This window comes from Micromonospora sp. CB01531, from assembly GCF_001905095.1.
Taxonomy (GTDB): domain Bacteria; phylum Actinomycetota; class Actinomycetes; order Mycobacteriales; family Micromonosporaceae; genus Micromonospora.
This window is the reverse complement of the sequence record NZ_LWLS01000138.1, coordinates 202,166-226,717: the sequence shown is the minus strand read 5'-3', so window position 1 is coordinate 226,717 and position 24,552 is coordinate 202,166. Positions and strand designations below refer to the sequence as shown.

Sequence of the window (24,552 nt, the reverse complement as noted above, 5' to 3'; positions counted from 1 at the left end):
ACATGATGGTGACCCCGCCTTGCCCGGCCACGTGCCCTCCTTGACGCGCTGCTACCGCGAGCCGTCCGTGCCCGGTTCGGCCCGCTCCATTTCTCACGTCAGAGCCTACGTCGGTCCGTTAGGGCCACCTTGGTGGAGGTCCGACGTGTGGGACCTGTTCGGCCGGCTGTATGCCCGGCTTTGCGGCATTAGTACCGTCACCGTAACTCAGATCACCGCACCCCTGGAGTGGTCCGGCGGATCACTTCGGGTGGCGGCTGCCGCGGCTGGGCCGCCGCTCATCCGGCGGCGCAGCGAGGTGGTCGCCAGGACCAGCGCGAGCACCACCACGAGTCCGGAGGCGGCGATCAGGACGACGGCCGTCCGCACCGGGCTGGCGTCGTCCTCGCCCCCGGCCCGCCCCGCGTGATCCAGGTCGCCCTGCGAGCCGGGCGTACCGACGACCGGGCTGGCCGGCACGGCGGCTGAGGTGATCCGGAAGCTCATCTGCACCTGCCGGTCCCGCCCGCTGCGGGGCTCCAGCCGGCCGGCGACCGCGCCGGACAGCGGGGCCCGGCGCCGGGCCTCCGGCGTGGCCGCCACCGGCAACCGCAGGGTGGCCGTGCGTCCCGCCGGCACGGTGCCCAGGTCACACCGGGTGCGGTCCGGGGCCACGGCGGTGCAGCCGGCGGGCGGGCCGGCAGGGGCCACCCCGTCGGGGAGGACCACGTCGACCCGGCCGGCGGCGTCGACCCGGCCGGTGTTGCCGAGGCGTACCGCCAGGGTGGTCGGGCCGCCGCTGTTGTCGAGGAGCACCTCCTCGGCGCGGAGCGCGATGCCGGGCGCCGGCGGCCCGGGCGGGAAGATGACGGCGAAGCCCTCGTCGTCGGTGGCCGACCCGCTGACCCCGGGTGCGGTGGCGGTGACCCGGACCGAGCCGGCCAGCGGCATGGACCGCCAGGCGGTGCCGGCGACCCGGACCCGGATCGCGCTGCGGAACCGGGCGCCCGGCGGGGTGGTCCACTCGCCGCAGCGGTAGTTGCCGCCCCCGGCGGGCGCGCAGCCCGCGGTCCCCACGTCGGTCAGGCCGGCCGGCAGCGTGTAGCCGAGCCGGATCCGTGCGGTGCTGCCGCCGGTGTTGGTCACGGTCACCCGCAGCGTGGTCACCGTGCGGTCGGCATTCCAGTACGCCGAGGGCAGCGTGACGTCCTCGGTGGTGACCCGTACCCCGAGCCGAGCGCCGGCCGGCTGACCGGGCGTGGCGGGCGGGGCGGCCGGCGGCGCCGGTGCGGTGGCGGTCGGCGCGGTGGTGGTGGGCGGGGGTTTGCCCGGAGCGGTGCTGGTCGGAGCCGGCGCGGTGCTGGTCGGGGCCGGCGGTGTGGTCCCCGGGGGTGCGCTCTCGGTCGGCGGCGCCGTGGTCGGTGCCGGCTCGGTCGTGGTCGGTTCCCCGGTGGGGGTGCCGCTGCCGGGCTCGGTCGCCGGATCGGTGGCCGCGCGCACCACGCCGGCCGCAGTTGGCGACGCGGTGGCCCACCCGGGCGCCACGCCGAGCGCCGCCGCGAGGCCGGCGGCCAGCGCGGGTGGAAGCAGCACCGAGGTACGTCGATGCACGGCCCGCCGGGTGGGTCGTACGCGGGGGCGGGTCATCTGTCCTCCGGTGAGGCTCGTTTCCGTTTTTCGGCCATTGTTGTCATCGGGCGTTGGACCCAAAACGAAACAAACCTGCGTTCGGGACCGCCGGCGGGAGGAGCGGTAGGCTCCCGACCGTGACCGGTTATCTCGGCTCGTACGCCACCCTCGGTCTCCTGCTGCTCGCCGCCGTGCTCTTCTTCGTCACGGCGTTCTCAGCCAATCGGGTGTTACGTCCCAGCCGTCCGGCCGATCCCTGGGGGAAGCGGGCCAGCTATGAGTGCGGCCTCGACCCGGTCGGCGGCGACTGGGCGCAGATGCAGATCAGGTACTACGTCTACGCGTACCTGTACGTGCTCTTCGCGGTCGAGGCGGTCTTCCTCTTCCCCTGGGCGCTGGTCTTCGACCGGCCCGGGTTCGGCGTGACGACGGTGGTGGAGATGGCCGTCTTCGTCGCCGTGGTGGCGCTCGGCATCCTCTACGCCTGGCGGAAGAACATCCTCCGCTGGACGTGACCTGGCTCAGGCCAGGCCGCGGCGGGTCAGGGCCGGCGGCCGGTCCCCCTTGATCGAGGCGACCATGTCCAGCACCCGGCGGGTCTCGCGGACCTGGTGGGCGCGGAACACCCGGGCGCCGAGCCAGGCCGAGACTGCGGTGGCGGCCAGGGTGCCCTCCAGCCGGTCCGGCACCGGCAGGTCCAGCGTCTCGCCGATGAAGTCCTTGTTCGACAGGGCGACCAGCAGCGGCCACCCGGTGTCGGTGAGCTCGCCGAGCCGGCGGGTGATCTCCAGGGAGTGCCGGGTGTTCTTGCCGAAGTCGTGCGCCGGGTCGATCAGGATCCCGTCCGGGCGTACGCCGAGGGCCACCGCCCGGTCGGCGAGCCCGGTCACCGTGGCGACCACGTCGGCCACCACGTCGTCGAACGCGGCGCGGTGCGGCCGGGTCCGCGGGGTGAGCCCGCCGGCGTGCGAGCAGACCAGCCCGGCACCGGTCTCCGCGGCGACCCGGGCCAGCGCCGGGTCCGCCCCCGACCAGGTGTCGTTGAGCAGGTCGGCGCCGGCCGCCACCGCCTCCACAGCCACCTCGGCCCGCCAGGTGTCGATCGAGATGACCACGTCGGGGAACGCGGCCCGGACGGCGGCGATGGTGTCCACCGTCCGGCGGATCTCCTCGGCCACGTCGACCTCGTCGCCCGGACCGGCCTTCACCCCGCCGATGTCGATGATCCCGGCGCCCTCGGTCACCGCCCGTTCCACCGCCCGCAGCGCGCTGTCCTGCGCGAAGGTGGCACCCCGGTCGAAGAACGAGTCCGGGGTGCGGTTGACGATCGCCATCACCACCAGCTCGCCGGGGGAGAAGGTCCGCCCACCGAGCCGCAGCGCCCCGGCCATGCCCGCCTCCTGATCTCCGCCCCGGCTCCGGTCGTCCGCCGGGCGCCCCCGACGCTATCCGGTCGGTCCCCGGCCGGCCCGCCCGGTACGCCGGGTTTCGAATCATGATCGGTGCGGGTGGAGGGCTCGCCCGATGCGCGCCCGCATGCCACGATCTCCCCATGGGTGACGTTCTGCTCCTCTTGGTCGTGGCGCTGACCGTCGCGGCGGTGGTGTTCGGGGTGACGGTGCTGGTCTCCGGGCGGGACCCGGGCCTGGTGCCCACCGAGCCGGACGGGTGGGCCGTGCCCCTGCCGGGCAGCCGCCCGCTGGACGAGTCGGACATCGCCGAGGTGCGCTTCGACACCGCGCTGCGCGGCTATCGGATGGCCCAGGTCGACCAGGCGATGCGCCGGGCCGCGTACGACATCGGCTACAAGTCCGAGCTGATCGGCGTGCTCGAGGCCGAGCTCGCCGCGCTCCGGGCGGGGCGGACCGAGGAGGCCGACGCGCTGCGCCGGACCCGGGAGCAGGCCGCCGGCACGGAGCCGGCCGACAGCCCGACCGCCGGGAGCAGCCCCGCCGACGCCCCGGCCGACGGGGCCGGCGAGACCACCGGGACCTCCGCCGACGCGCCGGCCGCCGACAGTTCGACGGACGCGCTGACCGCCGAGGCGGGGCTGGCCGCGGCACCGGCCGCCGCGGCGGTGGAGGACGAGGCGATGCTCCCCTCGGACACCCCGGTGCCCCCCGGCCCGGTAGCCCCGGTCGCGGCACCCGCCGACGAGGCAGCGGCCGGTCGGGCCGCCGCCGGCCGGCCGCCGGCCGGCCCCACCTCCAACCCGGCCGCCGGCACCCCGGCCGGTGGTCCGACCGGGGCGACCGCCCCGGCCCCCGACGGCGAGCGGGAGCGCGGCGCGGTGGTCCGCTCGGAGTCGGCGTGACCGGCCCGGAGGGCGAATCGCTCGGCGAGGCGGCCCAACCCGGTGCCGCCGAGGTCACCGCGACGGTGATCGTCGATGCGCCGGCCGAGCGGGTCTTCGCCGCGCTGACCGCCTGGGAACGGCAGTCCGACTGGATCCCGCTCACCACGGTGCGGGTGGTGGAGGGCGACGGCGGCGAGGGGAGCCTGGTCGAGGCGGTCACCACGCTCGGCCCGGCAGTGCTGCGGGACGAGATGCGGGTGGTCCGGGTGGACGCCCCGTACGAGGTCGGCGTGGTTCACTGCGGCAAGCTGCTGCGCGGTCCCGGGGTGCTGCGTTGCACCCCGGTGGAGCGGGACCGGACCCAGGTGGTCTGGCACGAGTGGTTCCACCTGCCCGGCGGGACCGCCGGCCGGGTGGCCTGGCCGGTGCTCTGGCCCGGCTCGAAGTTCAGCCTCACCCAGGCGCTGAAGAAGTTCGCCCGGCTGGTCGAGCAGGGCCGGCTGCCCTGAGCCCGCGGGGGCCGTCGTCGCTCGTTGTCGGTGGGTCGGCCTAGCCTTGACGCCGTGACTGACCTGGTGATCGGCGCCGACGGGCTGCACCGCTGCGCCTGGGGAGCTAGCACCCCGGACTACGCCGTCTATCACGACGGGGAGTGGGGCCGGCCGCTCCGTGGCGACGACGCGCTCTACGAGCGGCTGACCCTGGAGGCGTTCCAGTCCGGCCTGTCCTGGCTGACCATCCTGCGCAAGCGGCCGGCGTTCCGGCTCGCCTTCGACGAGTTCCGGATCGATAAGGTCGCCGGCTACGGCGAGGCCGACGTGGCCCGGCTGCTGGCCGACGCCGGGATCGTCCGCAACCGGGCCAAGATCGAAGCCGCCGTCGCCAACGCCCGGGCCGCCCTGGAGCTGCCCGGCGGCCTCTCCGCGCTGCTCTGGTCCTACGCGCCGCCGCCTCGGCGGGCCCGGCCCCGGTCGTTCACCGAGGTGCCGGCGCTCACCCCGGAGTCGACCGCGCTGGCCAAGGCGCTCAAGAAGCAGGGCTTCCGCTTCGTCGGCCCCACCACCGCGTACGCGCTGATGCAGGCCACCGGCATGGTGGACGACCACCTCGCCGGCTGCCACGTGAACCTCGACACGGTCGGGACGTGACGCCGGCGGCGTCCGGCGGACGTGCCGGGACCAGCACCGTCCCGGCGTGATGGGATTGACGCCATGACCGACACCGAGCTCCGTACGAGCGGGACGACCGAGAGCACCGTGTCCGGCGCCTGGGCGGTGCTGCTGCCCGCCGAACGGTACGAGGCCGAGCGGCTGGTGCACCACGACACCCTGGAGCTCACCGGGCTGGACGGCGTCGCCCGGCCCCGGCCCGGTGACCCGGTCGCCGTGTTGGTCGACGAGCCGCTGCGGCTGGTGGCGCTCGGCCGGGTCGCCCTGGCCACCGCGGAGACCCGGGAGGACCCGGACGACCCGCTGTCCGAGGCCGGCCCGGGGGAGCTCGTCGTGTCGTACACCCGGCGGGTGCTCGACGAGCCGGTGCCGGTGGACGACGTGGCCCTCGACGGGCCGGTGACCGGGCTGGACCTAACGGCCTGGGGGCAGCTGGCCGCCCTGCTCGGCCCGCCGCCCGCCCGGCGGTCCTGGCTGGTCAGCCTCGACCTGCCGATCGAGGCGGCCTCGCCCGCCGAGGCGGTCCGGCTCTTCTGGTCGTACGTGCAGGAACTGGGCCCCCGCGAGCTGCCCGCCTTCGTCTCGCCCACCGGCGACGAGCTGGCCATGCAGGCGTACGTGCTCGGCGTGGCGGCCAACCAGGATCCCGAAGAGGACGACTGACCCCGGTCGGTCCGGTTACCTCCCGCCCGGCGGTGTCTGATTGCTGGAAAGAGGGCGCATGCGACGCCGGAGGGCCACGCCGTCCGAAGCGCGTGGCCGTCCGAAGCGCGCGACGGGTCAGCGCCCCTCGAAGACCGGCTTCTGCTTGTTGACGAATGCCATGGTGGCCGCCTTGTGGTCGGCGGTGGCGCCGCAGATCGACTGCGCCTGCGCCTCGGCCGCGAGGGCGTCGGCGAGGGTGCCGGCGTCGGCGATGGAGAGCTGGCGCTTGATCGCCCCGTACGCGACGGTCGGGCCGGCGGCGAGCCGGGTGGCCAGCTCCTGCGCGGCCGGCAGCACCTGCTCGTCGTCGTCCACCAGGCGGGTGAGCAGGCCCAGCCGGTTCGCCTCCTCGGCGCCCACCGGCTCGGCGAGCATCAGCAGTTCGACGGCCTTGGCGTGCCCGACGAGCCGGGGCAGCGTCCAGGAGGCACCGGTGTCGGCGGCGAGCCCGACTCCGGCGAAGGCCATCAGGAACTTCGTCTTCGGCCCGCCGATCCGGAAGTCGGCGAGGAACGCCAGCGAGGCGCCGGCCCCGGCAGCCATGCCCCGGACCGCGGCGACCACCGGCTTGGGCAGGTTGGCCAGCCGGGCGGCGATCGGGTTGTAGTGGGCCCGCACGGTGGCCAGCTGGTCGGTGTCGGTGGATTCGAGGGTCTGCACGTGCTCCCGCAGGTCCTGCCCGGCGCTGAACGAGCCGCCCGCCCCGGCCAGCACGACCGCCCGGCAGGACCGGTCGGTCTCCAGCTCGGCGAGGGTGTCGCGGAGCGCCTCCTTGAGCGACACGTCCAGCGAGTTCATCGCGTTCGGGCGGTTCAGCGTCAGGGTGACGACGGCGTCGGTGCGGTCGACGAGCAGCGGCTCGGTCACGTTCTAACGACCCTTCTGTCGGGCGAGGCGGTTGCTGGCGTCGAGGCAGTGCTCGACGTACCGGTCGGCGGCCGGCCGGAGCCGGGCCGCGTGCCGGTCGAAGAAACCGGCCGCGTTGGTGCCCGGCCAGCGCTCGGGAAGCAGCGCCGGGGGCAGCTGCGGATCCCGGAAGAGGAAGGTACGCCACGCGTGCACGAGCCGGAACCGGGCCGCGTACGCCTCCTCGTCGCTGCTGCGCACGGTGACGCCGGACAGCAGGGGCTTCTGCTCCGCGACGAACCGCTCGTACGCCCGGCCGATCTCGGCCAGGTCCCAGGCCCGGCGGACCACCCCCATCGCGCCGGGGTTGCCGGCGGCGTGGGCCGCGGTGAACCGCTCGTAGTGCACGCCCGCCTCGGCGAGCAGGACGTCGACGTCCTCACCAGGGCGGGTGGCCACCCAGGTGCAGTCGTCGAGCGTGCCGTAGCCGAGGAAGGTCAGGTTGGCGGCGAGCCGCTGCCGGTCCCGCCGGGAGGTCGGGGCCTCCAGCACCAGCAGGTCGAACCGCCCGTCCCAGCTGTGCCGCCCGGTGCGGTAGATCCGGGAGGCCGCCTCGTCGAGTCGCCGGGCCGCTTTTGGCGTGATCGAATAGCCGGGCCCGGTGGCGAGCCGGAGCGGATCGAGCCAGCCCTGGCGGACCATCCGGGAGACCGCGGTGCGGACGGCTGGAGGGGCGATCCCGAGCGGCGCCAGCAGCTTGACCAGGGCGGCGACCGGTGCGCGCCCACCCCTCGCCCGGAGATGGTCGCCGTACAGGTCGAAGAGTGCCGACCGTGCCTGCATGACCGCACATTGTGACAGGCCTATCCAAGATATGCTAGATGCTGTTACATCAATGCTGCTTCGGTTTGGGTCCGGCGGTGTTCATCAGGGAAAATCGTTGGTCGACGCCCCCGCGATGGTTGCGGGTGGTTATGGCGAAGTGGCTGTGGGGCAACCCACCGACCCTGGTGTAGGTCTGAGGGGAGACAACATGGCGGCGATGAAGCCGCGGACGGGCGACGGTCCGCTGGAAGTCACCAAGGAGGGCCGGGGCATCGTCATGCGGGTCCCGCTGGAGGGTGGTGGCCGGCTCGTCGTCGAGATGACTCCCGACGAGGCCACCGCGCTGGGTGACGCGCTGAAGGCGGCCGCCGGCTGAGCGAGGAGCGGTCCGCGCGGCCCGGGTCGCGCGAGCGGTTCGTCCTACCCTGAGCCACCGGCAACGCCGGTGGCTCAGGGCCTTCGTCGGCTCGCTTCGGCGAGTTATCCCGTTTTGAGAACTTTTCGGAGGTGCGGTCCAGCGTGCTGGCCATTCGTCTGGTGCGCGAGCCCGAGCGGCTCGACACCCTCGTCCTGCCCGTTCGTCCCGAAGGGCCGGACCGCCCGCCCGCGCTGGTCCCCACCGCCTCGCCGCCCGGCGACGACATCCGGGCCGAGGCGGCCGCGCTGCTCCCCGCCGCCCGGCTGACCGGTGCCGCGGGCGAGGTCCGGGAGCACCTGCGCCCGGGTGGCACGCCCGCGCGCCTGGTGCTGCTCGGCGTCGGCGACGGCGACGAGCACGGCTGGCGGAGCGCGGGCGCGGCGCTGGCCCGCGCCGCCAAGGATGAGACGTACGTCACGGTGGCCCTCCCGGCGGACGCGGCGGAGGCGCTCCGCGGCCTGGTCGAGGGGCTGCTGCTGGGCTCCTACCGGTTCCGGCTGACCGAGGCCGGCGGGACGCCCGCGCTGGCCGAGGTGGACGTCGTGGTGCGCGACCCGGACGCGCTCGCCCCGACCCTGGCGGCCGCCCGGACCACCGCCGAGATGACCTGGCTGGCCCGCGACCTGACCAACACCCCCTCCTCGACCAAGAACCCGGACTGGTTCGCCGCTCAGGTCGCGGCCGCGGCGACCGACCGTCCCGACCTGCACCTGCGGGTACGCGGGCCGGAGGAACTGGCGGCGGAGGGCTTCGGCGGCATCCTCGCCGTCGGCGGCGGCTCGGCCAGCGGCCCCCGTCTGGTCGAGCTGGACTGGCGGCCGGCGGACGCGCGTACCCACGTGGTGCTGGTCGGCAAGGGGATCACCTTCGACACGGGCGGCCTGTCGATCAAGCCGGTGCCGGCCATGAAGCTGATGCGTAAGGACATGGCGGGCGCCGCCGCGGTGGTCGCCGCGACCCTGGGCGCCGCCGCGCTGCGGCTGCCGGTGCGGGTCACCACGCTCGCGCCGCTCGCCGAGAACATGGTCAGTGGCTCGGCGTTCCGCCCCGGCGACATCATTCGTCACTACGGCGGCCTGACCAGCGAGAGCACCAACTCCGACGCCGAAGGGCGGCTGGTGCTGGCCGACGCGTTGGCGTACGCGGAGCGCGAGCTCCGCCCCGACCTGCTGGTCGACCTGGCCACCCTGACCGGCGCGAACGCGGTGGCGCTGGGCAAGCGGCACGGCGCCCTGTACAGCGAGAACGACCAGCTCGCCGCCGACCTGCTGACGGCGATCGAGGCGGCCGGCGAGCGCGCCTGGCGGATGCCGCTGCCCACCGACTACGTCGAGTACCTGGGCAGCGACGTGGCCGACCTGCACAGCTCCCCGGACCGGGGCGCCGGCTCCGTCGTGGCCGCGCTCTTCCTCCGCGAGTTCACCGGTGACCTGCGGGACCGCTGGGTGCATGTGGACATGTCCGCCCCCTCGTGGTCGGAGGACGTGCACGGCGAGCTGACCCGGGGCGCCACCGGCTGGGGCGTACGCGGGCTGCTGCGCTGGCTGGCGACCCTGGGCTGACGGCGGGCGGACCTCGCGCCGCGTGGCTGGCGCGGTCGACCCCTGGGCGCGGGCGCACCCCGGGCCCGGTGTGGCTGAGCCCTGGGTGCGACCCGTCGCAGCCGGTGCCGGCGGAAGGCCGCCCGGCGATTCAGGCCTTCACGGCGACGAGCAGGCCGTGGCCGACCGGCAGCAGCGCGGGGATCCAGTGCTCCGACTCCCGGATCGCCTTGATGGTCTCCCGGACGGTGACCGTCTCCACGTCCCGGGCGGCGGGATCGCCGATCCGGCCGCCGGCGAGGGTGCCGTTGAGCGCGAGCACCCCGCCGGGCCGCAACAGCCGCAGCGCGGCGTCCACACAGGCGCTGAAGCCGGTCGCCTCCGCGTCGACGAAGAGCAGGTCGTAGGCGCCGTCCGCGAGCCGCGGCAGCACGTCGAGGGCCCGGCCGGTGATGATCCGGGTACGCCCGGACGGAAAGCCCGCCTCCACGAAGAGCCGCCGGGCGATCCGCTGGTGCTCCACCTCGAGGTCGATGGTGGTGAGCACTCCGTCGGGCCGCATGCCGCGCAGCAGCCAGACGCCGCTGACCCCGGTGCCGGTGCCGATCTCCACCACCGCCCGGGCGTTGCCGGCGGCGGCGAGCAGTCGCAGCGCGGCCCCGGCCCCCGGCGTCACCGCCTCCACGCCCACCTCGTGGGCGAGACTGCGGGCCGTCCGCAGCACGAGATCCTCGGTGACGTACGACTCGGCGAACTGGAGCGCCTGGGCCGTCGCGTTGCCGGAGCTGGCGACCGTGGCGATGGGACACCTCCGGGCGGCGGGAGTGGTGCGAGGGGTCGGTTTGCGCTATGAGCCTAGAGGCGCGATCCAAGGCGCGCAGCCGCGAGTGTGCTGCGCGACGATCACGGCCGGGCAACCCCTGACTCCGTTCGGGGCATTCGTGCAATCCTGGACGGTGTCCCGTGCGGCACGGCCGGCTTCGCCGGCCCCGCGCCACGGGACGTGCGGGACGGACTGGGAGGCACCGACGTGACCGACGGCTGGGACTGGCGCCAGCCCGGCGGGACCCCGGCACCGGCGGGAGGGCCGGCGCCCGGGAGTCCGCCCCCGGGCATACCGGGCGCCGGGGGTGGCACGACCCCCGGGAGTCCGCCGCAGCGCCCCCAGGGCACATCCGGCGCCGGGGGCGGCACGCTCCCCGGGAGCTGGCCGCAGGGCGTTCAGGGCGCCGGGGGCGGCACGACCTCGCCCTGGTGGTCCGACGCACTCGCCGATCCGTGGCGCGACCCGTACGCACCCGCCGCGGTGGTGGTCCCCGCCGCACCGGTCGGCGCCGGCGAACCGGAGCCGGTGACCGATCCGGACGCGCAGGGCCGGCCGAAGCTGCGGCAGGTGGTGCTGGTCTCGCTCATCACCGCCCTGCTGGCCGGTTCGCTCGGCAGTGCCCTGACGTACGCCTTCCTGCACGGCAGTGCGGTGACCACCCTCGGCGCGCCGTCCCCGTCGGCTCCGGCGCTCGCCCAGCGCAAGCCCGAGTCCCTGGCCGGCGTCGCCGAGAAGGTGCTGCCCAGCGTGGTGACCATCCGGGTGGCCAGCCTGGGCGGCACCAGCGAGGGCTCCGGCTTCGTGGTCAGCGCCGAGGGGCACATCATCACCAACGACCACGTCGTCGCCGGCGGCCCCGGCAAGGCCACGGTGATCTTCAACGACGGCAGCTCCGCGCCGGCCACGGTCGTCGGGCAGGATCCGGAGTCGGACATCGCCGTGATCAAGGTGACGCGTACCGGATTGCGGCCGGTGGAGTTCGGCGACTCGGATGGGCTCGCCGTCGGGGACCCGGTGCTCGCCATCGGCTCGCCGCTCTCGCTCGCCAACACGGTCACCGCCGGCATCGTCAGCGCGGTGGACCGGACCATGCAGGCCGGCGAGCCGGGCGGCCCGACGCGCTACTACGCGGCGATCCAGACCGACGCGGCGGTCAACCACGGCAACTCCGGCGGCCCGCTGGTCGACTCCGGCGGCCGGGTGGTCGGGGTGAACTCGACCATCAAGTCGCTGGTCGCCGACGGGCAGGAGGCCGGCAACATCGGGCTCGCCTTCGCCATCCCGATCAACCAGGCGAAGCGGATCACCCAGGACATCATCGGCACCGGCAAGGCTCGGCGCACGGTGATCGGCGCCCAGGTGGGCGGCACCGGCGTGTCCGGCGGTGGCGTACGTCTCAACGCCGTCGAGCCGTCCGGGCCGGCGGCGGCGGCCGGGCTGCGTGCCGGGGACGTGGTGCTCCGGCTCAACCGGCACCCGATGACCGACCCGACCGATCTGGTGGCACTCGTCCGCAAGTACGCCCCCGGATCGGTGGTGACGGTGGAGTATCGGCGGGGTACAACCCGGCAGAACACTTCGGTAACGCTCGCCGCGGACGCGAAGTGAGCACCCCTCTCCCCCTCCCGGACAGCCCGGTGACGTGCGTAGTCTTGCCATGGACGCGGACGAGGAGGCCGGAGTGTTCGAGAACCTGAACTGGTGGGAGATCGGCGCCCTGCTGCTCCTGGCGCTGCTGATCTTCGGCGACCGGCTGCCCACCGTGATCAACGACGGGCTCCGGATGGTCCGTAACCTGCGCGCCATGGCCCGGAACGCCACCGGCGACCTGAGCCGTGAGCTGGGCACCGACATCCAGCTGGAGGACCTGCATCCGAAGGCGTTCATCCGGAAGCACCTGCTCAGCGAGGAGGACGAGCAGGCCATCCGGAAGCCGCTGCAGAGCATGTACGACGGCCTACGCGCGGACGTCAGCGGCGTGCACGACGACCTGAAGGAGGTCGCGAAGGCGGCCGACGTGCGGAACACCACCCGTCCGATCACCGCCACCGGCGGCACGGCCGCCGCCCCGGCCCCCCGCGCCAGCTACGACGACGCCACCTGACCCGCCTGCCCCCAGGGCTTCCCGACTTCCCGGTGCCGTTGATCATGAGGTTGGCGGCGCACGGATCGGCGTGTCGCACCGCCAACCCCCATGATCAACGAGGCGGGCCGGAACGTCAGCGACCCTCCCGGGCGGGAGGCCGGGGAGGGTCGGTGAGGTGGGTCAGGGGGTCAGCGGCCGGCGGGCTTGAGGCCCAGGGGCTTGCCGAGCAGGGACTCGCGGCGGACGGCCAGCCGGTCGGCGACCTGCAGGATCGCCTTGGCGGCCGGTGCGTCCGGCTGGGTCAGCACGATCGGGGTGCCGGCGTCGCCGCCCTCGCGGACCCGGGTGTCCAGCGGGATCTGCCCCAGCACCGGCACCTGCGCGCCGATGGTCCGGGTCAGCGACTCGGCGACCGCCTCGCCGCCGCCGGCCCCGAAGACCTCCATCCGGGACCCGTCCGGCAGCTCCAGCCAGGACATGTTCTCGATGACGCCGACCACCCGCTGGTGGGTCTGCAGCGCGATGGCGCCGGCCCGCTCGGCCACCTCGGCGGCGGCGGTCTGCGGGGTGGTGACGACCAGGATCTCCGCGTTCGGCAGCAGCTGGGCCACCGAGATCGCGATGTCGCCGGTGCCCGGGGGCAGGTCCAGCAGGAGCACGTCCAGGTCGCCCCAGTAGACGTCGGCGAGGAACTGCTGCAGCGCCCGGTGCAGCATCGGACCGCGCCAGACGACGGCCGCGTTGCCCGGGGTGAACATGCCGATCGAGATGACCTTCACGCCGTGCGACTGCGGCGGCATGATCATGTCCTCGACCCGGGTCGGGGCGCCCTCGGCACCGAGCATCCGGGGCACCGAGTGGCCGTAGATGTCGGCGTCCACCACGCCGACCGAGAGCCCGCGGGCGGCCAGCGCGGCGGCCAGGTTGACCGTGACGCTGGACTTGCCGACGCCGCCCTTGCCGCTGGCGACGGCGTACACCCGGGTGCGGGAGCCGGGCTGGGCGAACGGGATGACCGGTTCCTGGCCGCCGCCCCCGCGCAGCTTCGACTGGAGCTCCTGGCGCTGTTCCGAGCTCATCACGCCGAACTCGATCTCGACGCCGGTCACGCCGGGCACCGCGCCGACGGCCGCGGTGATGTCGGTACGCAGCTTGTCCTTCAGCGGGCAGCCGGCCACGGTGAGCAGCAGCTCGACCCGGACGACGCCGTCGTCGCCGACCTCGGCGGAACGGACCATGCCGAGCTCGGTGATGGGCCGACGAATCTCCGGGTCGTTGACGGTGGCCAGGGCGGCCTGGATCGCGTCGGAGACGGTGCTGACGGGTGCTGACATGCCCGCAATGCTACGTCGCTGGTCATTGGCGTCCGCCGCTGGCGGGGGCCGGTGTGAGCGAATCGATGACGCGACCGAGGGGTGGACGGGCCGTGCCGCGAAGTGGGACGATCGAGACGAACGCCGCTCGCCTGGCCCCTTGAGGCGCGCGGCGTTCAATACTTCCCGCGGCTGTCGGCGGCCCGGGCGGCGGTGCCGGTCACCGCCCGGCTCAGCCCTCCGGGCGCCGGTCCCGGGCGTAGTCGCCGTCCAGTTCGTCCTGCGGCTCGTCGAGTGGCTCGCCGCCGTGCCGCCGGGGCTCCCGGCCCGGCTGCCGGCGCTCCCGCCGCTGCCGCCGCTGCGCCGCCTCGTCCAGCTCCTCGGCCAGCCGGGCCAGTTCCGAGCGGACGAAGTCCCGGGTGGCCACCTCGCCCACGGCGATCCGCAGCGCGGCGATCTCCCGGGCCAGGTATTCCGTCTCGGCCTTCTGCATGGTGGCGCGCCGCCGGTCCTCCTCCAGCGCGATCCGGTCCCGGTCCGACTGCCGGTTCTGGGCCAGCAGGATCAGCGGGGCCGCGTACGAGGCCTGGATGGACAGGAGCAGGGTGAGGAAGGTGAAGGTGTACGGATCGAAGCGCCAACTCGGCGGAGCGAGGGTGTTCCACGCGAACCACGCGCCGATGACCAGCGTCATGTAGACGATGAAGTTGGCCGTGCCCATGCCGCGGGCGATCCCCTCGGACCACCGGCCGAAGGTCTCCTGGTCGACCCGGGGCAGCCGGACGCCCCGGGGTTCGCGTGGCTGGTCCAGTCGCTCGGCCCGTCGCTGGTCAGCCATCGCCACCGTCCAGGGTCTCTGCCTCGGCGGCGGCCGGGGCCGGTACGACGTCCCGGTTGCGCCAGTCGCGGGGCAGCGAGTGGTCCAGCACGTCGTCCACGGTCACCGCCCCGACGAGCCGGTTGTTGCGGTCCACCACCGGCATGGCGACCAGGTCGTAGGTGGCCATCCGGCGGGTGATCTCGGGCAGCGGGGTGGTCGGCCGCAGCGGGTCGATGTCGTTGACCACCACCCCGCCGAGCAGGTCGGCCGGGGGCTCCCGGAGCAGCCGCTGGAAGTGGACCATACCCAGGTAGCGGCCGGTGGGGGTGGTCATCGGGGCGCGGGTCACGAAGACCTGGGCGGCCACGGCGGGGGAGAGCTGCGGCTCCCGGATCCGGGCGAGCGCCTCGGCCACCGTGGCGTCGGGGGGCAGGATGACCGGCTCGGAGGTCATCACGCTGCCCGCGGTGCCCGAGGCGTAGCGCAGCAGCTGGCGTACCGGGTTTGCCTCGTCCGGCTCCATCAGGTCCAGCAGCACGTCCTGCTCCGGCGGCGGCAGCTCGTTGAGCAGGTCGGCGGCGTCGTCCGGCTCCATCTCCTCGAGCACGTCGGCGGCGCGTTCCCGGTCCAGTGCGGCCAGGATCTCCACCTGGTCGTGCTCCGGCAGCTCGCTGAGCACGTCGGCGAGGCGCTCGTCGTCCAGCGCCGCCGCCACCTCGTTGCGCCGGGCGTCGGGCAGGTCCTGCAACGCGTTGGCCAGGTCGGCCGGGCGCATGTCCTCCAGGACGGCGAGGAGGTTGGCCGTACCGCGGGTGTCGCCCACCCCGCCGAGGCCGCGTACCCGGTCCCACTCGACCTGCTGGAGGTGGCCGCGGCGGGTGAGCCGGCCGGTCTGCTCGCGGACGGCCACCCGGGTCAGCGGCCACTCGCCGCCGCGGCTGCGTTCCATCGACACGTCGACCACCGTGCCGGGCTGCCCGTTCTCCAACTGCACCCGCCGGTCCAGCAGCTCCTGCAGCACCAGCAGCTCGTTGGGGCGCTTCTCGAAGCGGCGCAGGTTGAGGGTGCCGCTGCCCAGGACGACGGCGTCCGGGTCGATGGAGGTGATCCGGTTGATGGAGAGGAAGATGCGCCGGCGCATCGGCATCTCGGCGACCAGACCCACCACCTCGGGCGACTGCGGGCTCGGCCGCAGCCGGGCGACCGCGTCGCGGACCCGGCCCACCTGGTCGCCATTCGGGTCGAAGACGGCGACTCCGGCGAGTCGAGCGAGGTAGACCCGGTTCGGCGTGCTCACAGCACCAGCCTAAGGGCCTAGTGTTTATCAACATGTCGACCTTGGCCTACGAGATCGTGGACGTCTTCACCGACCGCCCGTTCGCCGGCAACCCGCTGGCCGTGGTGTTCGGCGCGGAAGGGCTGGCCACCGAACAGATGCAGGCGCTCGCGCTGGAGTTCAACCTGTCGGAGACGGTGTTCGTGCTGCCGCCGACACAGGTCGGGGCGACGTACCGGGCGCGGATCTTCACCCCGGCCGAGGAGTTGCCGTTCGCCGGCCACCCGAGCGTGGGCGCGGCGGTGACCGCGAGCCGACGTGGCATGTTCGACGCGGGCCAGGTCAGCCAGGAGTGCGGTGCCGGGGTGCTGCCGATCGAGGTGACCGCGACGGGCGCGACCCTCACCGGCGGCACGCCCACCCTCGGCCCCGAGCTCGACCCGGAGCCGCTGCTGGAGATGGTCGGCCTCACCGCCGCCGACCACGCCGGCCCGGCACCGCGGGTGGCCGGCTGCGGCCTGGAGTTCCCCTACCTTCCGGTACGCCCCGACGTGGTGGCCCGGGCCAAGCTGAACCCGCCGGCGGCGGAGCGGTACGGCGTGGAGCACGTGAGCGTCTTCTCCTGGGACCCGGCCACCCAGACCGCGCACGCGCGGGTGTTCGTGCCGGGGCTCGGCGTGCCGGAGGATCCGGCCACCGGCTCGGCCGCGCTGGGCCTCGGGGTCTGGCTGGTCGCCAGCGGGCTGCTGCCCGGCGAGGGGCGCTCGGCGTACGCGGTCCGCCAGGGCATCGAGATCAACCGCCCGTCGGCGCTGGCCTGCACGGTGACCGCGGCCGGTGGAGTGGCCGTGGGCGCGACGGTCTCCGGCCAGGTGATGCCGGTGGCCCGCGGCGAGATCGCCGTCCCGCCCTTCGTGGGCTGACCAGCGCCCACCGCCGACGGGCGCGCGTACGAGAGGATGCCGGTGTGACGGACGAGTTGGACAGCCGCGAGGTGACGCCGCTGGTGGACGAGGCGGTGAAGAAGGCGGCCGTCTGCTGGGTGAGCGTCGGGAAGGGCCCGGCGGTGGCGCTCTGGTGCCTGCCGCTGGAGGGGACGCTGCTCGTGGTCAGCGGCCCCGGCGAGCAGTCCGCTCCCGGGCTGGCCGACGCCGACGCGGCGCAGGTGACCCTGCGCGGCGACCATGGCGGCCGGATCGTCACCTGGCCGGCCCGGGTCACCCGGCTGCAACCGGGTACCGAGGAGTGGGAGGCCGCCGCACCGCTGGTCGCGGCGAAGCGGCTCAACGCCTCCGGCCCCACCGCCGACCTGATCGGACGCTGGGCCACCGAGGGCTGCGCGCTGAACCGGCTGGCGCCGGCGGGTACCCCGGTGGCGGGTGCCGACCTGCCGGCCGAGTCGCTGGCCGAGCCGCCCCGGGAGGCCCCCGTGGTGCGGGCCACCCGCAAGCCGTTCCGGCTGCACAAGGTGCGCCGCCGCTGAACCTCAGACCGTAACGGCGCAGGGGACCGGGTCGAGCAGGTCCAGCACCTCGGTCAGCGAGGTCAGCACCGGGCCGTCCCAGCGCCGGTCGGCGTTGAAGACCATGTGCCCGGCCAGGTCCGGGGCGGCCAGCCGGACCGCCGTCATGCCGGCCCGCTCCGCGCCGGTGAGTTCCTGGCTGCCTCCGTCGCCCACGTAGAGGCAGTCGGCCGGGGCGAGGTCGAGCCGGCGGCAGGCGGCCAGGTAGAGCGTCGGGTCCGGCTTGCAGCACCCGACCTGCACCGAGAAGACCCGTACGTCGAGCAGAGGCGCGACCGCGAGCTGGGGCAGGAAGGCGGGCAGTTCGTGGGTGCAGTCGCTGATCAGCCCGGTGCGTATGCCCCGCTGACGCAGCGCGGCCAGCACCGGGACCGCCTCGTCCCGCAGCCGGGTGTCGGCGCGGATCGCCTGGTGGCGGGAGGCGACGGCGGCGCGTACCACCGCGTCGGTGGGGTGGACACCGGCCTGGTCGCAGACCCAGCGCAGGGTCGCCTCGGCGTTGCCGAACTGGCCGCTGGCGCGCTGGTAGTAGGTGCGGTCGAGTACCTGGAACAGCGTGTCGGCCGGACAGCCGAGCAGCTCGGCGGCCGCCTGGTGGGCGGAGCCACGCTGGACGCAGCGGGTCAGGGTGCCGAAGAAGTCGAACAGCACCGCCTGGTAGCTGGGCATGGGGGAGTGCCTCCGGACGTCGAGGGGGAGTCGCCGGGACGCGCATGATCGTAACGGAGTGCTGACGATCCGTGGTGTCCCCTGTTCGTGTGAGGATTGCTCTCCGTGTCGTCCGCTCCGTACCGCCCTCCGCCCGATGCGCTGACTCTCGGCGCGCTCGTGCTGGCCGTCGCCGCCGTCTCGTCGTCCGCCCCACTGGTCGCGTTTGCCGCCGCGCCGGCCCTCGCCATCGCGTTCTGGCGGAACCTGCTCTCGGTGGCGGTGCTCGGCCCGTTCTCGCTGGCCCGGCGGCGGTCCGAGTTCCGGGCGCTGACCGTGGGCGCCGGCCGGCGCGAGGGGCTGTACTGCGTGCTCTCCGGGGTGGCGCTGGCCGCCCACTTCGCCACCTGGATGCCGAGCGTGCAGCTCACCACGGTCGCTGCGGCCACCGCGCTGGTCGCCACCCAGCCGGTGTGGCAGGGGCTGATCGCCCGCTGGCAGGGCCGCCGCCTCCCGCGGGCGGTCTGGGCCGGGATCGCGGTGGCGGTGCTCGGCGCGGTGCTGGCCACCGGCGCCGACTTTGCCGTCTCCGGCCGGGCCTTCGCTGGTGACCTGCTCGCCGTCGCGGGCGGCCTGTTCGTCGCGATCTACACCGCCTTCGGCGAGCGCGCCCGGACCACCATCAGCACCACCACCTACACCACCATCTGCTACGGGGTCTGCGCGGCGATCCTGCTGGTCGTCTGCCTGCTCGGCGGGGTACGTCTGCACGGCTACCCGGCGGGCACCTGGCTGGCGATCCTCGGCCTGGTGGCCGGTGCCCAACTGCTCGGCCACTCGATGTTCAACTACGCCCTGCACCGGGTCTCCGCCACCACGGTCAGCGTGCTGATCCTGCTGGAGGCGCCCGGCGCGGCCCTGATCGCCTGGGTCTGGCTCGGCCAACTGCCCCGCCCGCTCGCCCTGCCGGGGCTCGCGCTGCTGCTGGCCGGCGTGGCCGTGGTCGTGCTCGGCGGCGCCCGGGCCGGCCGCCGCGCCGAGCCGGTTCCGATCCCCGCCGACGCCGCCCCGCTCACCGACTGACACCGGCCGGCCGTGACGCGGCGGCCACACTTTCCCGGGGAGTGTGGCGATTCCGCCTCCCGAGCCGCCGCTTTCGATGAAAGTGCGGAGGGTGGGGGCGCAGACGGAGCGGCAGGGTGACGAGCCCGATCGGGGCACACTCGTCACCCCCTCGGCCGAGTTCCCGCCGTTGGGCCCCGAGGAGCAGGCGGCATTGGGCCGGATCGGGGAACGCTGGCACACCCCCCGGCACGTCGACGAACTGCCTGTTGACCCGACCCTGGGCCGCAACCGGCCCGGTCCGTCGCCGAGCCGGTTCGGGCGGCTGGCCCCGATCAACATGTTCACCGTCGAGGAACCGGACGAGCTGTGCGCCACCGGGCCGGCCCACGAGCCCGGCTCCCGGACCGGGCGGGTGCTCACCCGGCTGCGCCGGACGCTCTTCGGCCCACCGCTGTCCAGCTCCGCCGTGCTCTACGAGCGGATGCGGAAACTCGTCGCCCTGCCGATCCTCTCCTCCGACCTGCTCAGCTCGGTGGCGTACGGGCCGGAGGCGATGCTGGTCGTGCTGGTGCTCGCCGGCAGCGGCGCGCTCGGGCTCTCCCTGCCGCTGGCCGCAGTGCTGGTGGTGCTCATGATCGCGGTCGGGCTGTCGTACCGGCAGACCATCCCCGCGTACCCGCACGGCGCCGGGTCGTACATCGTGGCCGGTGACAACCTCGGGACGACGGCGGGACTCACCGCCGCGGCCGGGCTGATGCTCGACTACGTGCTCACGGTGTCGGTGTCGATCGCGGCGGGGGTGAGCGCGATCACCTCGGCGATGCCCGGACTCACCCCGTTCACCGTGCCGCTCGGGGTGCTGGTGATCGCCGTGCTGCTCGCCGGGAACCTGCGCGGGGTGCGTACCGCCGGCAACATCTTCGTGCTGCCCACGTACGCCTTCGTGGCCGCGGTCCTGGCCGTGCTGGTGGTCGGCTACGCGCGCGCGGCGGCCCGGGGTTTCGCGCCCGTGCCGCCGCCGCCCGTGCCGGTGACGGAGGGGCTGGGCCTGCTGCTGGTGCTGCGAGCGTTCTCCTCGGGGGCGGTGTCGATGACCGGCATCGAGGCGGTGTCGAACGCGATCCCGGCGTTCCGGCCCAGGGAGTGGCGCAACGCCCGCACCACGCTCGGCTGGATGGTCACCATGCTGGTGGTGCTCTTCGCCGGGCTGATCGGCCTGATCCACCTGAACGGCCTGGTGCCCCGGCCGGACCAGACGATCCTGTCCCAGCTCGGCCGGCTCACCTTCCCCACCGGGCCCTGGTACGCGTTTCTCCAGGCCGCCACCGCGCTGATCCTGCTGCTGGCGGCGAACACCGCGTTCAACGACTTTCCCCGGCTGCTCTTCTTCATGGCCCGCAACGGCCACGCCCCCCGCCGGTTCCTGCACCTGGGGGACCGGCTGTCGTTCAACAACGGCCTGGTCGCGCTCGCCGTCGCCGCGGCGCTCATCTTCGTCGCCTTCGGCGGGCACACCGCGTCGCTGATCCCGCTCTACGCCGTCGGCGTGTTCCTCGCCTTCACGCTGTCGCAGGCCGGCATGGTGGTGCACTGGCGCCGGCACCGGGACCGCGGCTGGCGACGCCGACTGGTGGTCAACGCGGTCGGCGCCACCCTCTCCGGGCTGGTGCTGGTGACCGCCGCGATCGGCAAGTTCGCCCAGGGTGCCTGGCTGGTGGTGATCGCGGTACCCACCCTGGTGCTGCTCAGCCGCGGGATCCATCGCCACTACGCCCGGCTGGACGACAACCTGGCGCTGCACCAACCGTCGTCCCCCGGGCCCACGTCAGGTAACGCGCCGCGGGGACCCGGCGGGTCGGCCGAGGGCGAGCGGCTGCCCCAGGAGGTACGCCATCTCGTGGTGGTGCCGGTGGCCCGGCTGAACCGGGCGTCGCTGCGCGCCATGGCGTACGCGGCGTCGCTGGGCCAGCCGACGCTGGCCGTGCACATCGCCCCCGAGGACGCCGAGGCGGACCGGTTCCGCGACCAGTGGCGGGCCTGGGGCGACCATCTGCGGCTGGAGACGATCGTGTCGCCGTACCGGGCGGTGATCGGGCCGCTCGCGCACTACCTGGAGGCGCTGCACGCCACCCGGCCGGAGCTGACCCTGACCGTGATCGTGCCGGAGGTGGTGCTCCGCCACCGCTGGCACCGGCTGCTGCACAGCCGTGCCGAGCAGCGGCTGCGCGCCGCCCTGCGGGCCCTGCCCGGCGTGGTGGTCACCAGCGTCCCGGTTCACGTCGCCGAGTAGGGCTCACACGTCCTGGACCTCCAGCACCTGACCGGTGGGGGCGGCGTCGCCCAGGTCGGCGCGGAGCGCGGCCCGTTCCGGGTCGGCCAGGAAGCCGTCGTAGCCGGCCCGGGCGGCGAACCGGATCACGTGCACCTCGGTCCGCCCGTCCCCGGTCCGCAGCCGCCGTTCCAGCCGTCCGCCGTGCCGTCCGAGCAGCGCGAGCACCCCGTCCTCGTACCGTCGGCCGGCCTCGGCGTCGGTGCCCAGGTCGACCAGGGCGACCACCCGGAGCACGCCCGCCGGGTCGTCTACCAGCGGTTTCCAGAACTGGTGGTCGACCTGTCCGCCCGGGATGCCGTCCCGGATCCCGGTGTCGGTGTAGCCGTGCCGACGGTAGAACGCCGGCGCCTGGAACGAGAACGACGCCACCGAGATCTCGGTGCAGCCCCGCCGGCGGGCCTCCGCCTCGGCGGCCCGCAGCATGCGTCCGCCCCAGCCTCGGTGTCGCTGGTCGGCGCGTACCCAGATGGTGTTGATCCCGGCCCGGCCACCCCAGGTCCAGCCGGTCAGCCCGCCGATCAACTCGCCGTCCGCGCCGGTGACCCGGATCGAGATGTCGGCCTCGTCGTCGGCGCCGGTGGCCGCGTTGTTGTACGCGGTGAGCTCCCGTTCGACCTGGGCGGCCAGATCGTCGTCCGTGCCACCAACCTGCAGGGTTGCCTCGTCCTCGGTCATGCGGCGCAGTATCCCCGCGGACCCGGCCGGCGCGACAGCGGAAAACGCCTCAGCCGTCGAGGCCGACGGCCTGCGCGCTGGCGGTCCAGAGCCGGGCGGCGAGCGCCGGGTCGGCCGCCTTCGGCAGCGGCCGACGGAGCCGCCGGTCGTGGTAGTAGCCGCCGTCGACCAGCCGGGACGGGTCCTGATTGGCCAGCCAGACCAGGGTCTCCGCGCCCCGCTCGGGGCTGCGGAACGGCAGCAGCCGCATGCCGAGGGCGACCAGCGGGCTCTCGTTGCCGAACCGGGTGCGCACCACGCCCGGGTGGAATGAGTACGCCGGCACGTCCGGCCAGCGCCGGGCCGCCTCGGCGGCGAAGAGGATGTTCGCCTGTTTGCTGGTGCCGTACGCACGCATCGGCCGGTAGCGGCGCAGCACCACGTTCAGGTCGTCCGGGTCGAGCACGCCGCTGCGGTGGGCGCCGGAGGCGGTCACCACCATCCGCCCGATCCGATCCCGCAGCAGGTTGCTGAGCAGGAACGGGGCGAGGTGGTTGGCCTGCACGGTCAGTTCGAAGCCGTCGACGGTGGTGACCGGCTGGAGCACGATCGCGCCGGCGTTGTTGGCGAGCACGTCGATCCGGTCGTACGCCGTACGCAACTTCTCCGCGAGCCGGCGTACGTCGTCCAGCACGGCGAAGTCGGCGCGGAACAGCTCGGGCGGCTCGCCGCAGCACTCGCGTACCCGGTCGCCGGCGGCCCGGAGCCGGGCCGGGTCCCGGCCGACCAGCACGACCTGGTCACCGCGTCGTGCCAGGTCCAGCGCCGCGGCCAGTCCGATGCCCGAGCTGGCGCCCGTCACCACCACGGTCCGACGCCCAGTGAGATCTTCCACAGGTTCATTCACCCCGGTCACGGCACGAGGTTACCGTGGCGTCACTACGCCCTTTGGGATCGTTAAGTTCGCGGATTTCCGTCTGGTCGCGTCGGCGTGCCCGCAGACGCTGGAAGGAGCGCATCCATGGCCGCTGTCGGTCGCCCTCGCCGGTCCTGCCTCGCCGTGCCGGGTTCCAGCGTCAAGATGCTCGGCAAGGCCCAGGGGCTCCCGGCGGACCAGGTCTTCCTCGACCTGGAGGACGCGGTCGCTCCGCTGGCCAAGCCGGACGCCCGGAAGAACATCGTCGCCGCGCTGAACGAGGGTGACTGGGCGGGCAAGACCCGGGTGGTCCGGGTCAACGACCTGACCACGCCGTGGACCTACCGGGACGTCATCGAGGTCGTCGAGGGCGCCGGCGCCAACCTGGACTGCATCATGCTGCCGAAGGTGCAGGACGCCGCCCAGGTGCAGTGGCTGGACCTGACGCTCACCCAGATCGAGAAGACCCTCGGCCTGGAGGTCGGCCGGATCGGTATCGAGGCGCAGATCGAGAACGCCGCCGGCCTGGTCAACGTGGACGCCATCGCGGCCGCCTCGCCCCGGGTCGAGACCATCATCTTCGGCCCGGCCGACTTCATGGCCTCGATCAACATGAAGTCGCTGGTGGTCGGCGCGCTGATCCCGGACTACCCGGGCGACCCCTACCACTACATCCTGATGCGGATCCTGATGGCCGCAAGGATGTACGACAAGCAGGCGATCGACGGCCCGTTCCTGCAGATCCGGGACGTGGACGCGTTCCGCGAGGTGGCCAGGCGCTCGGCGGCGCTGGGCTTCGACGGCAAGTGGGTGCTGCACCCGGGGCAGATCGACGCGGCCAACGAGGTCTACTCCCCGGCCCAGGCCGACTACGACCACGCCGAAATGATCCTCGACGCGTACGACTGGTACACGTCGGAGGCGGGCGGCAAGCTCGGCGCGGTGATGCTCGGCGACGAGATGATCGACGAGGCGTCCCGGAAGATGGCGCTGGTGATCGCCGCCAAGGGCCGCGCGGCCGGGATGACGCGCACCTCGTCCTTCACCCCGCCCACGGACTGACGGCCGACCGCCGGTGCCGCCCCGGGAGCCGGGGCGGCACCGCGGGTCAGAAGGTGGGCGTGCTGCCGCCGGTGTCCGAGCCGATGGCGATGATGATGATCACGACATAGACCGCGATCAGCAGCACCATCAGCACGGTGAGGATCCAGCCGATGATGATGGCGGCCTTCGCCATGCCCTCGCCCTGCTCACCGGTCTCCCGGATCTGCTTGCGGGCCACGTGTCCCATGATCGCGCCGATCGGGGCGGTGATGCAGGAGGTGAAGCCCACCAGCGAGAGCACCAGCGCCACGATGGCCAGGGTGTTGGTCTTGCTCGACGGTTGGCCGTACGCGGGGTGGGCCGGCGGCGGGTAGCCGGCCGCCGCGTACGGGGCGCCTCCGGCGGGCGGGTAGCCGGGCGCGGCGTACGGGGCGCCTCCCGCGGGCGGGTAGCCGGGCGCCGCGTACGGGTCGCCTCCGGCGGGCGGGTAGCCGGGCGCCGCGTACGGGTCGGCCGGGGTCGGCTGGCTCGGGATCGGGTTGCCCATCGGCAGCGTCGGGTCGGCCGGTGGGCTCGACTGCTGACCCGACGCCGACGGGTCCTGCCAGCCACCTGACGGTGGGGGATAGCTCATCAGAATCA

Annotated in this window: 26 protein-coding genes; 14 read left to right on the top strand and 12 right to left on the bottom strand. The window is 74.0% G+C overall.

The features are described from left to right. Window positions 1–207 precede the first annotated feature (207 nt). Window positions 208–1,626, bottom strand: a complete 1,419-nt coding sequence (locus A6A27_RS41195; RefSeq protein WP_073840062.1) for a hypothetical protein — start codon at window positions 1,624–1,626, stop codon at window positions 208–210. A gap of 119 nt (window positions 1,627–1,745) precedes the next feature. Between A6A27_RS41195 and ndhC the strand changes: the two genes are divergently transcribed. Beyond that, window positions 1,746–2,123 carry an NADH-quinone oxidoreductase subunit A gene (ndhC, locus tag A6A27_RS41190; protein ID WP_073840061.1) on the top strand — a complete coding sequence of 126 codons (378 nt, stop codon included), beginning with the start codon at window positions 1,746–1,748 and terminating at the stop codon, window positions 2,121–2,123. Between the two features lie 6 nt (window positions 2,124–2,129). On the opposite strand, the gene folP is transcribed toward ndhC, so the two are convergent. Further along, the gene (gene folP / locus A6A27_RS41185) at window positions 2,130–2,999 is read right to left on the bottom strand and encodes a dihydropteroate synthase (RefSeq protein ID WP_073840060.1); all 870 of its coding nucleotides are present in this window, start codon (window positions 2,997–2,999) and stop codon (window positions 2,130–2,132) included. Window positions 3,000–3,160: 161 nt separating this feature from the next. Here folP and A6A27_RS47910 point away from each other — a divergent pair, with 161 nt between their 5' ends. The 4 genes from A6A27_RS47910 (at window position 3,161) to A6A27_RS41165 (ending at window position 5,736) form a co-directional block, all read left to right on the top strand. Further along, the gene (locus A6A27_RS47910; protein ID WP_083673260.1) at window positions 3,161–3,922 is read left to right on the top strand and encodes a DivIVA domain-containing protein; all 762 of its coding nucleotides are present in this window, start codon (window positions 3,161–3,163) and stop codon (window positions 3,920–3,922) included. After that, window positions 3,919–4,413 carry an SRPBCC family protein gene (locus A6A27_RS41175; RefSeq protein WP_073840059.1) on the top strand — a complete coding sequence of 165 codons (495 nt, stop codon included), beginning with the start codon at window positions 3,919–3,921 and terminating at the stop codon, window positions 4,411–4,413. Before A6A27_RS47910 ends, A6A27_RS41175 begins: the two co-directional genes overlap by 4 nt. 54 nt (window positions 4,414–4,467) lie before the next feature. After that, a complete protein-coding gene (locus A6A27_RS41170) occupies window positions 4,468–5,052 on the top strand; it encodes a DNA-3-methyladenine glycosylase I (protein ID WP_073840058.1) in 585 nt (194 codons plus the stop codon). A 63-nt stretch (window positions 5,053–5,115) separates the two neighbouring features. Continuing rightward, window positions 5,116–5,736, top strand: a complete 621-nt coding sequence (locus A6A27_RS41165) for a hypothetical protein (protein WP_073840057.1) — start codon at window positions 5,116–5,118, stop codon at window positions 5,734–5,736. A 117-nt stretch (window positions 5,737–5,853) separates the two neighbouring features. Here the strand turns inward: A6A27_RS41165 and A6A27_RS41160 are convergent, their stop codons facing one another. Continuing rightward, window positions 5,854–6,645 (bottom strand): enoyl-CoA hydratase/isomerase family protein, encoded by a 792-nt coding sequence (locus A6A27_RS41160; protein ID WP_073840056.1) that lies wholly within the window; start codon window positions 6,643–6,645, stop codon window positions 5,854–5,856. A 3-nt stretch (window positions 6,646–6,648) separates the two neighbouring features. Further along, window positions 6,649–7,467 (bottom strand): PaaX family transcriptional regulator, encoded by an 819-nt coding sequence (locus A6A27_RS41155; protein ID WP_073840055.1) that lies wholly within the window; start codon window positions 7,465–7,467, stop codon window positions 6,649–6,651. 190 nt (window positions 7,468–7,657) lie between these two features. On the opposite strand from A6A27_RS41155, the gene A6A27_RS41150 reads away from it, so the two are divergent. Together A6A27_RS41150 and A6A27_RS41145 are read left to right on the top strand one after the other, a co-directional pair. After that, window positions 7,658–7,825 (top strand): DUF3117 domain-containing protein, encoded by a 168-nt coding sequence (locus tag A6A27_RS41150; protein WP_013283866.1) that lies wholly within the window; start codon window positions 7,658–7,660, stop codon window positions 7,823–7,825. Window positions 7,826–7,968: 143 nt separating this feature from the next. Further along, complete coding sequence (locus A6A27_RS41145) at window positions 7,969–9,429, top strand: leucyl aminopeptidase family protein (protein WP_073840054.1); 1,461 nt, start codon at window positions 7,969–7,971, stop codon at window positions 9,427–9,429. Between the two features lie 130 nt (window positions 9,430–9,559). On the opposite strand, the gene A6A27_RS41140 is transcribed toward A6A27_RS41145, so the two are convergent. Beyond that, on the bottom strand, window positions 9,560–10,210 hold the full coding sequence (locus tag A6A27_RS41140; RefSeq protein WP_274534635.1) for an O-methyltransferase: 651 nt from the start codon (window positions 10,208–10,210) through the stop codon (window positions 9,560–9,562). A 213-nt stretch (window positions 10,211–10,423) separates the two neighbouring features. Here A6A27_RS41140 and A6A27_RS41135 point away from each other — a divergent pair, with 213 nt between their 5' ends. Both A6A27_RS41135 and A6A27_RS41130 read left to right on the top strand, forming a co-directional pair. Then, window positions 10,424–11,842 (top strand): S1C family serine protease, encoded by a 1,419-nt coding sequence (locus A6A27_RS41135; RefSeq protein WP_443190045.1) that lies wholly within the window; start codon window positions 10,424–10,426, stop codon window positions 11,840–11,842. A 73-nt stretch (window positions 11,843–11,915) separates the two neighbouring features. Further along, the gene (locus A6A27_RS41130) at window positions 11,916–12,338 is read left to right on the top strand and encodes a preprotein translocase subunit TatB (RefSeq protein ID WP_073840099.1); all 423 of its coding nucleotides are present in this window, start codon (window positions 11,916–11,918) and stop codon (window positions 12,336–12,338) included. A gap of 170 nt (window positions 12,339–12,508) precedes the next feature. On the opposite strand, the gene A6A27_RS41125 is transcribed toward A6A27_RS41130, so the two are convergent. From A6A27_RS41125 to A6A27_RS41115, 3 genes are all read right to left on the bottom strand, one after another. Next, window positions 12,509–13,654 carry an Mrp/NBP35 family ATP-binding protein gene (locus A6A27_RS41125; RefSeq protein WP_073840052.1) on the bottom strand — a complete coding sequence of 382 codons (1,146 nt, stop codon included), beginning with the start codon at window positions 13,652–13,654 and terminating at the stop codon, window positions 12,509–12,511. Between the two features lie 211 nt (window positions 13,655–13,865). Then, complete coding sequence (locus A6A27_RS41120; RefSeq protein ID WP_073840051.1) at window positions 13,866–14,471, bottom strand: DUF1003 domain-containing protein; 606 nt, start codon at window positions 14,469–14,471, stop codon at window positions 13,866–13,868. Then, the gene (locus A6A27_RS41115) at window positions 14,464–15,750 is read right to left on the bottom strand and encodes a magnesium transporter MgtE N-terminal domain-containing protein (RefSeq protein ID WP_073840050.1); all 1,287 of its coding nucleotides are present in this window, start codon (window positions 15,748–15,750) and stop codon (window positions 14,464–14,466) included. The genes A6A27_RS41120 and A6A27_RS41115 overlap by 8 nt, the downstream gene beginning before the upstream one ends. A gap of 32 nt (window positions 15,751–15,782) precedes the next feature. On the opposite strand from A6A27_RS41115, the gene A6A27_RS41110 reads away from it, so the two are divergent. Next, a complete protein-coding gene (locus tag A6A27_RS41110; RefSeq protein ID WP_073840049.1) occupies window positions 15,783–16,652 on the top strand; it encodes a PhzF family phenazine biosynthesis protein in 870 nt (289 codons plus the stop codon). Between the two features lie 44 nt (window positions 16,653–16,696). After that, entirely contained in the window at window positions 16,697–17,212 is a 516-nt protein-coding gene (locus A6A27_RS41105; RefSeq protein WP_073840048.1) for a hypothetical protein, read from the top strand. A gap of 3 nt (window positions 17,213–17,215) precedes the next feature. Here the strand turns inward: A6A27_RS41105 and A6A27_RS41100 are convergent, their stop codons facing one another. After that, entirely contained in the window at window positions 17,216–17,920 is a 705-nt protein-coding gene (locus tag A6A27_RS41100) for an HAD family hydrolase (RefSeq protein WP_073840047.1), read from the bottom strand. Window positions 17,921–18,016: 96 nt separating this feature from the next. Between A6A27_RS41100 and A6A27_RS41095 the strand changes: the two genes are divergently transcribed. Then, window positions 18,017–18,982 (top strand): DMT family transporter, encoded by a 966-nt coding sequence (locus A6A27_RS41095; protein WP_443190042.1) that lies wholly within the window; start codon window positions 18,017–18,019, stop codon window positions 18,980–18,982. Window positions 18,983–19,073: 91 nt separating this feature from the next. Beyond that, window positions 19,074–21,254, top strand: coding sequence for an APC family permease (locus tag A6A27_RS41090; RefSeq protein WP_241825707.1), 2,181 nt, complete (start codon window positions 19,074–19,076; stop codon window positions 21,252–21,254). A gap of 3 nt (window positions 21,255–21,257) precedes the next feature. On the opposite strand, the gene A6A27_RS41085 is transcribed toward A6A27_RS41090, so the two are convergent. Both A6A27_RS41085 and A6A27_RS41080 read right to left on the bottom strand, forming a co-directional pair. Then, window positions 21,258–21,971, bottom strand: a complete 714-nt coding sequence (locus A6A27_RS41085) for a GNAT family N-acetyltransferase (RefSeq protein ID WP_073840044.1) — start codon at window positions 21,969–21,971, stop codon at window positions 21,258–21,260. 49 nt (window positions 21,972–22,020) lie between these two features. After that, window positions 22,021–22,845, bottom strand: coding sequence for an SDR family NAD(P)-dependent oxidoreductase (locus tag A6A27_RS41080; RefSeq protein ID WP_073840043.1), 825 nt, complete (start codon window positions 22,843–22,845; stop codon window positions 22,021–22,023). Window positions 22,846–22,971: 126 nt separating this feature from the next. Between A6A27_RS41080 and A6A27_RS41075 the strand changes: the two genes are divergently transcribed. Continuing rightward, window positions 22,972–23,928, top strand: coding sequence for an HpcH/HpaI aldolase/citrate lyase family protein (locus A6A27_RS41075; protein ID WP_073840042.1), 957 nt, complete (start codon window positions 22,972–22,974; stop codon window positions 23,926–23,928). Between the two features lie 46 nt (window positions 23,929–23,974). On the opposite strand, the gene A6A27_RS41070 is transcribed toward A6A27_RS41075, so the two are convergent. Next, on the bottom strand, window positions 23,975–24,544 hold the full coding sequence (locus A6A27_RS41070; RefSeq protein WP_073840041.1) for a DUF4190 domain-containing protein: 570 nt from the start codon (window positions 24,542–24,544) through the stop codon (window positions 23,975–23,977). Window positions 24,545–24,552: the final 8 nt, after the last annotated feature.

Excerpts from the sequence above, each read along its gene's own strand:
- A6A27_RS41075 (WP_073840042.1), top strand. The coding sequence starts at position 22,972 with ATGGCCGCTGTCGGTCGCCCTCGCCGGTCCTGCCTCGCCGTGCCGGGT.
- A6A27_RS41070 (WP_073840041.1), bottom strand. The coding sequence starts at position 24,544 with ATGAGCTATCCCCCACCGTCAGGTGGCTGGCAGGACCCGTCGGCGTCG.
- A6A27_RS47910 (WP_083673260.1), top strand. The coding sequence starts at position 3,161 with ATGGGTGACGTTCTGCTCCTCTTGGTCGTGGCGCTGACCGTCGCGGCG.
- A6A27_RS41120 (WP_073840051.1), bottom strand. The coding sequence starts at position 14,471 with ATGGCTGACCAGCGACGGGCCGAGCGACTGGACCAGCCACGCGAACCC.
- A6A27_RS41165 (WP_073840057.1), top strand. The coding sequence starts at position 5,116 with ATGACCGACACCGAGCTCCGTACGAGCGGGACGACCGAGAGCACCGTG.
- A6A27_RS41125 (WP_073840052.1), bottom strand. The coding sequence starts at position 13,654 with ATGTCAGCACCCGTCAGCACCGTCTCCGACGCGATCCAGGCCGCCCTG.
- folP (WP_073840060.1), bottom strand. The coding sequence starts at position 2,999 with ATGGCCGGGGCGCTGCGGCTCGGTGGGCGGACCTTCTCCCCCGGCGAG.
- A6A27_RS41085 (WP_073840044.1), bottom strand. The coding sequence starts at position 21,971 with ATGACCGAGGACGAGGCAACCCTGCAGGTTGGTGGCACGGACGACGAT.
- A6A27_RS41100 (WP_073840047.1), bottom strand. The coding sequence starts at position 17,920 with ATGCCCAGCTACCAGGCGGTGCTGTTCGACTTCTTCGGCACCCTGACC.
- A6A27_RS41110 (WP_073840049.1), top strand. The coding sequence starts at position 15,783 with ATGTCGACCTTGGCCTACGAGATCGTGGACGTCTTCACCGACCGCCCG.
- A6A27_RS41150 (WP_013283866.1), top strand. The coding sequence starts at position 7,658 with ATGGCGGCGATGAAGCCGCGGACGGGCGACGGTCCGCTGGAAGTCACC.
- A6A27_RS41195 (WP_073840062.1), bottom strand. The coding sequence starts at position 1,626 with ATGACCCGCCCCCGCGTACGACCCACCCGGCGGGCCGTGCATCGACGT.
- A6A27_RS41155 (WP_073840055.1), bottom strand. The coding sequence starts at position 7,467 with ATGCAGGCACGGTCGGCACTCTTCGACCTGTACGGCGACCATCTCCGG.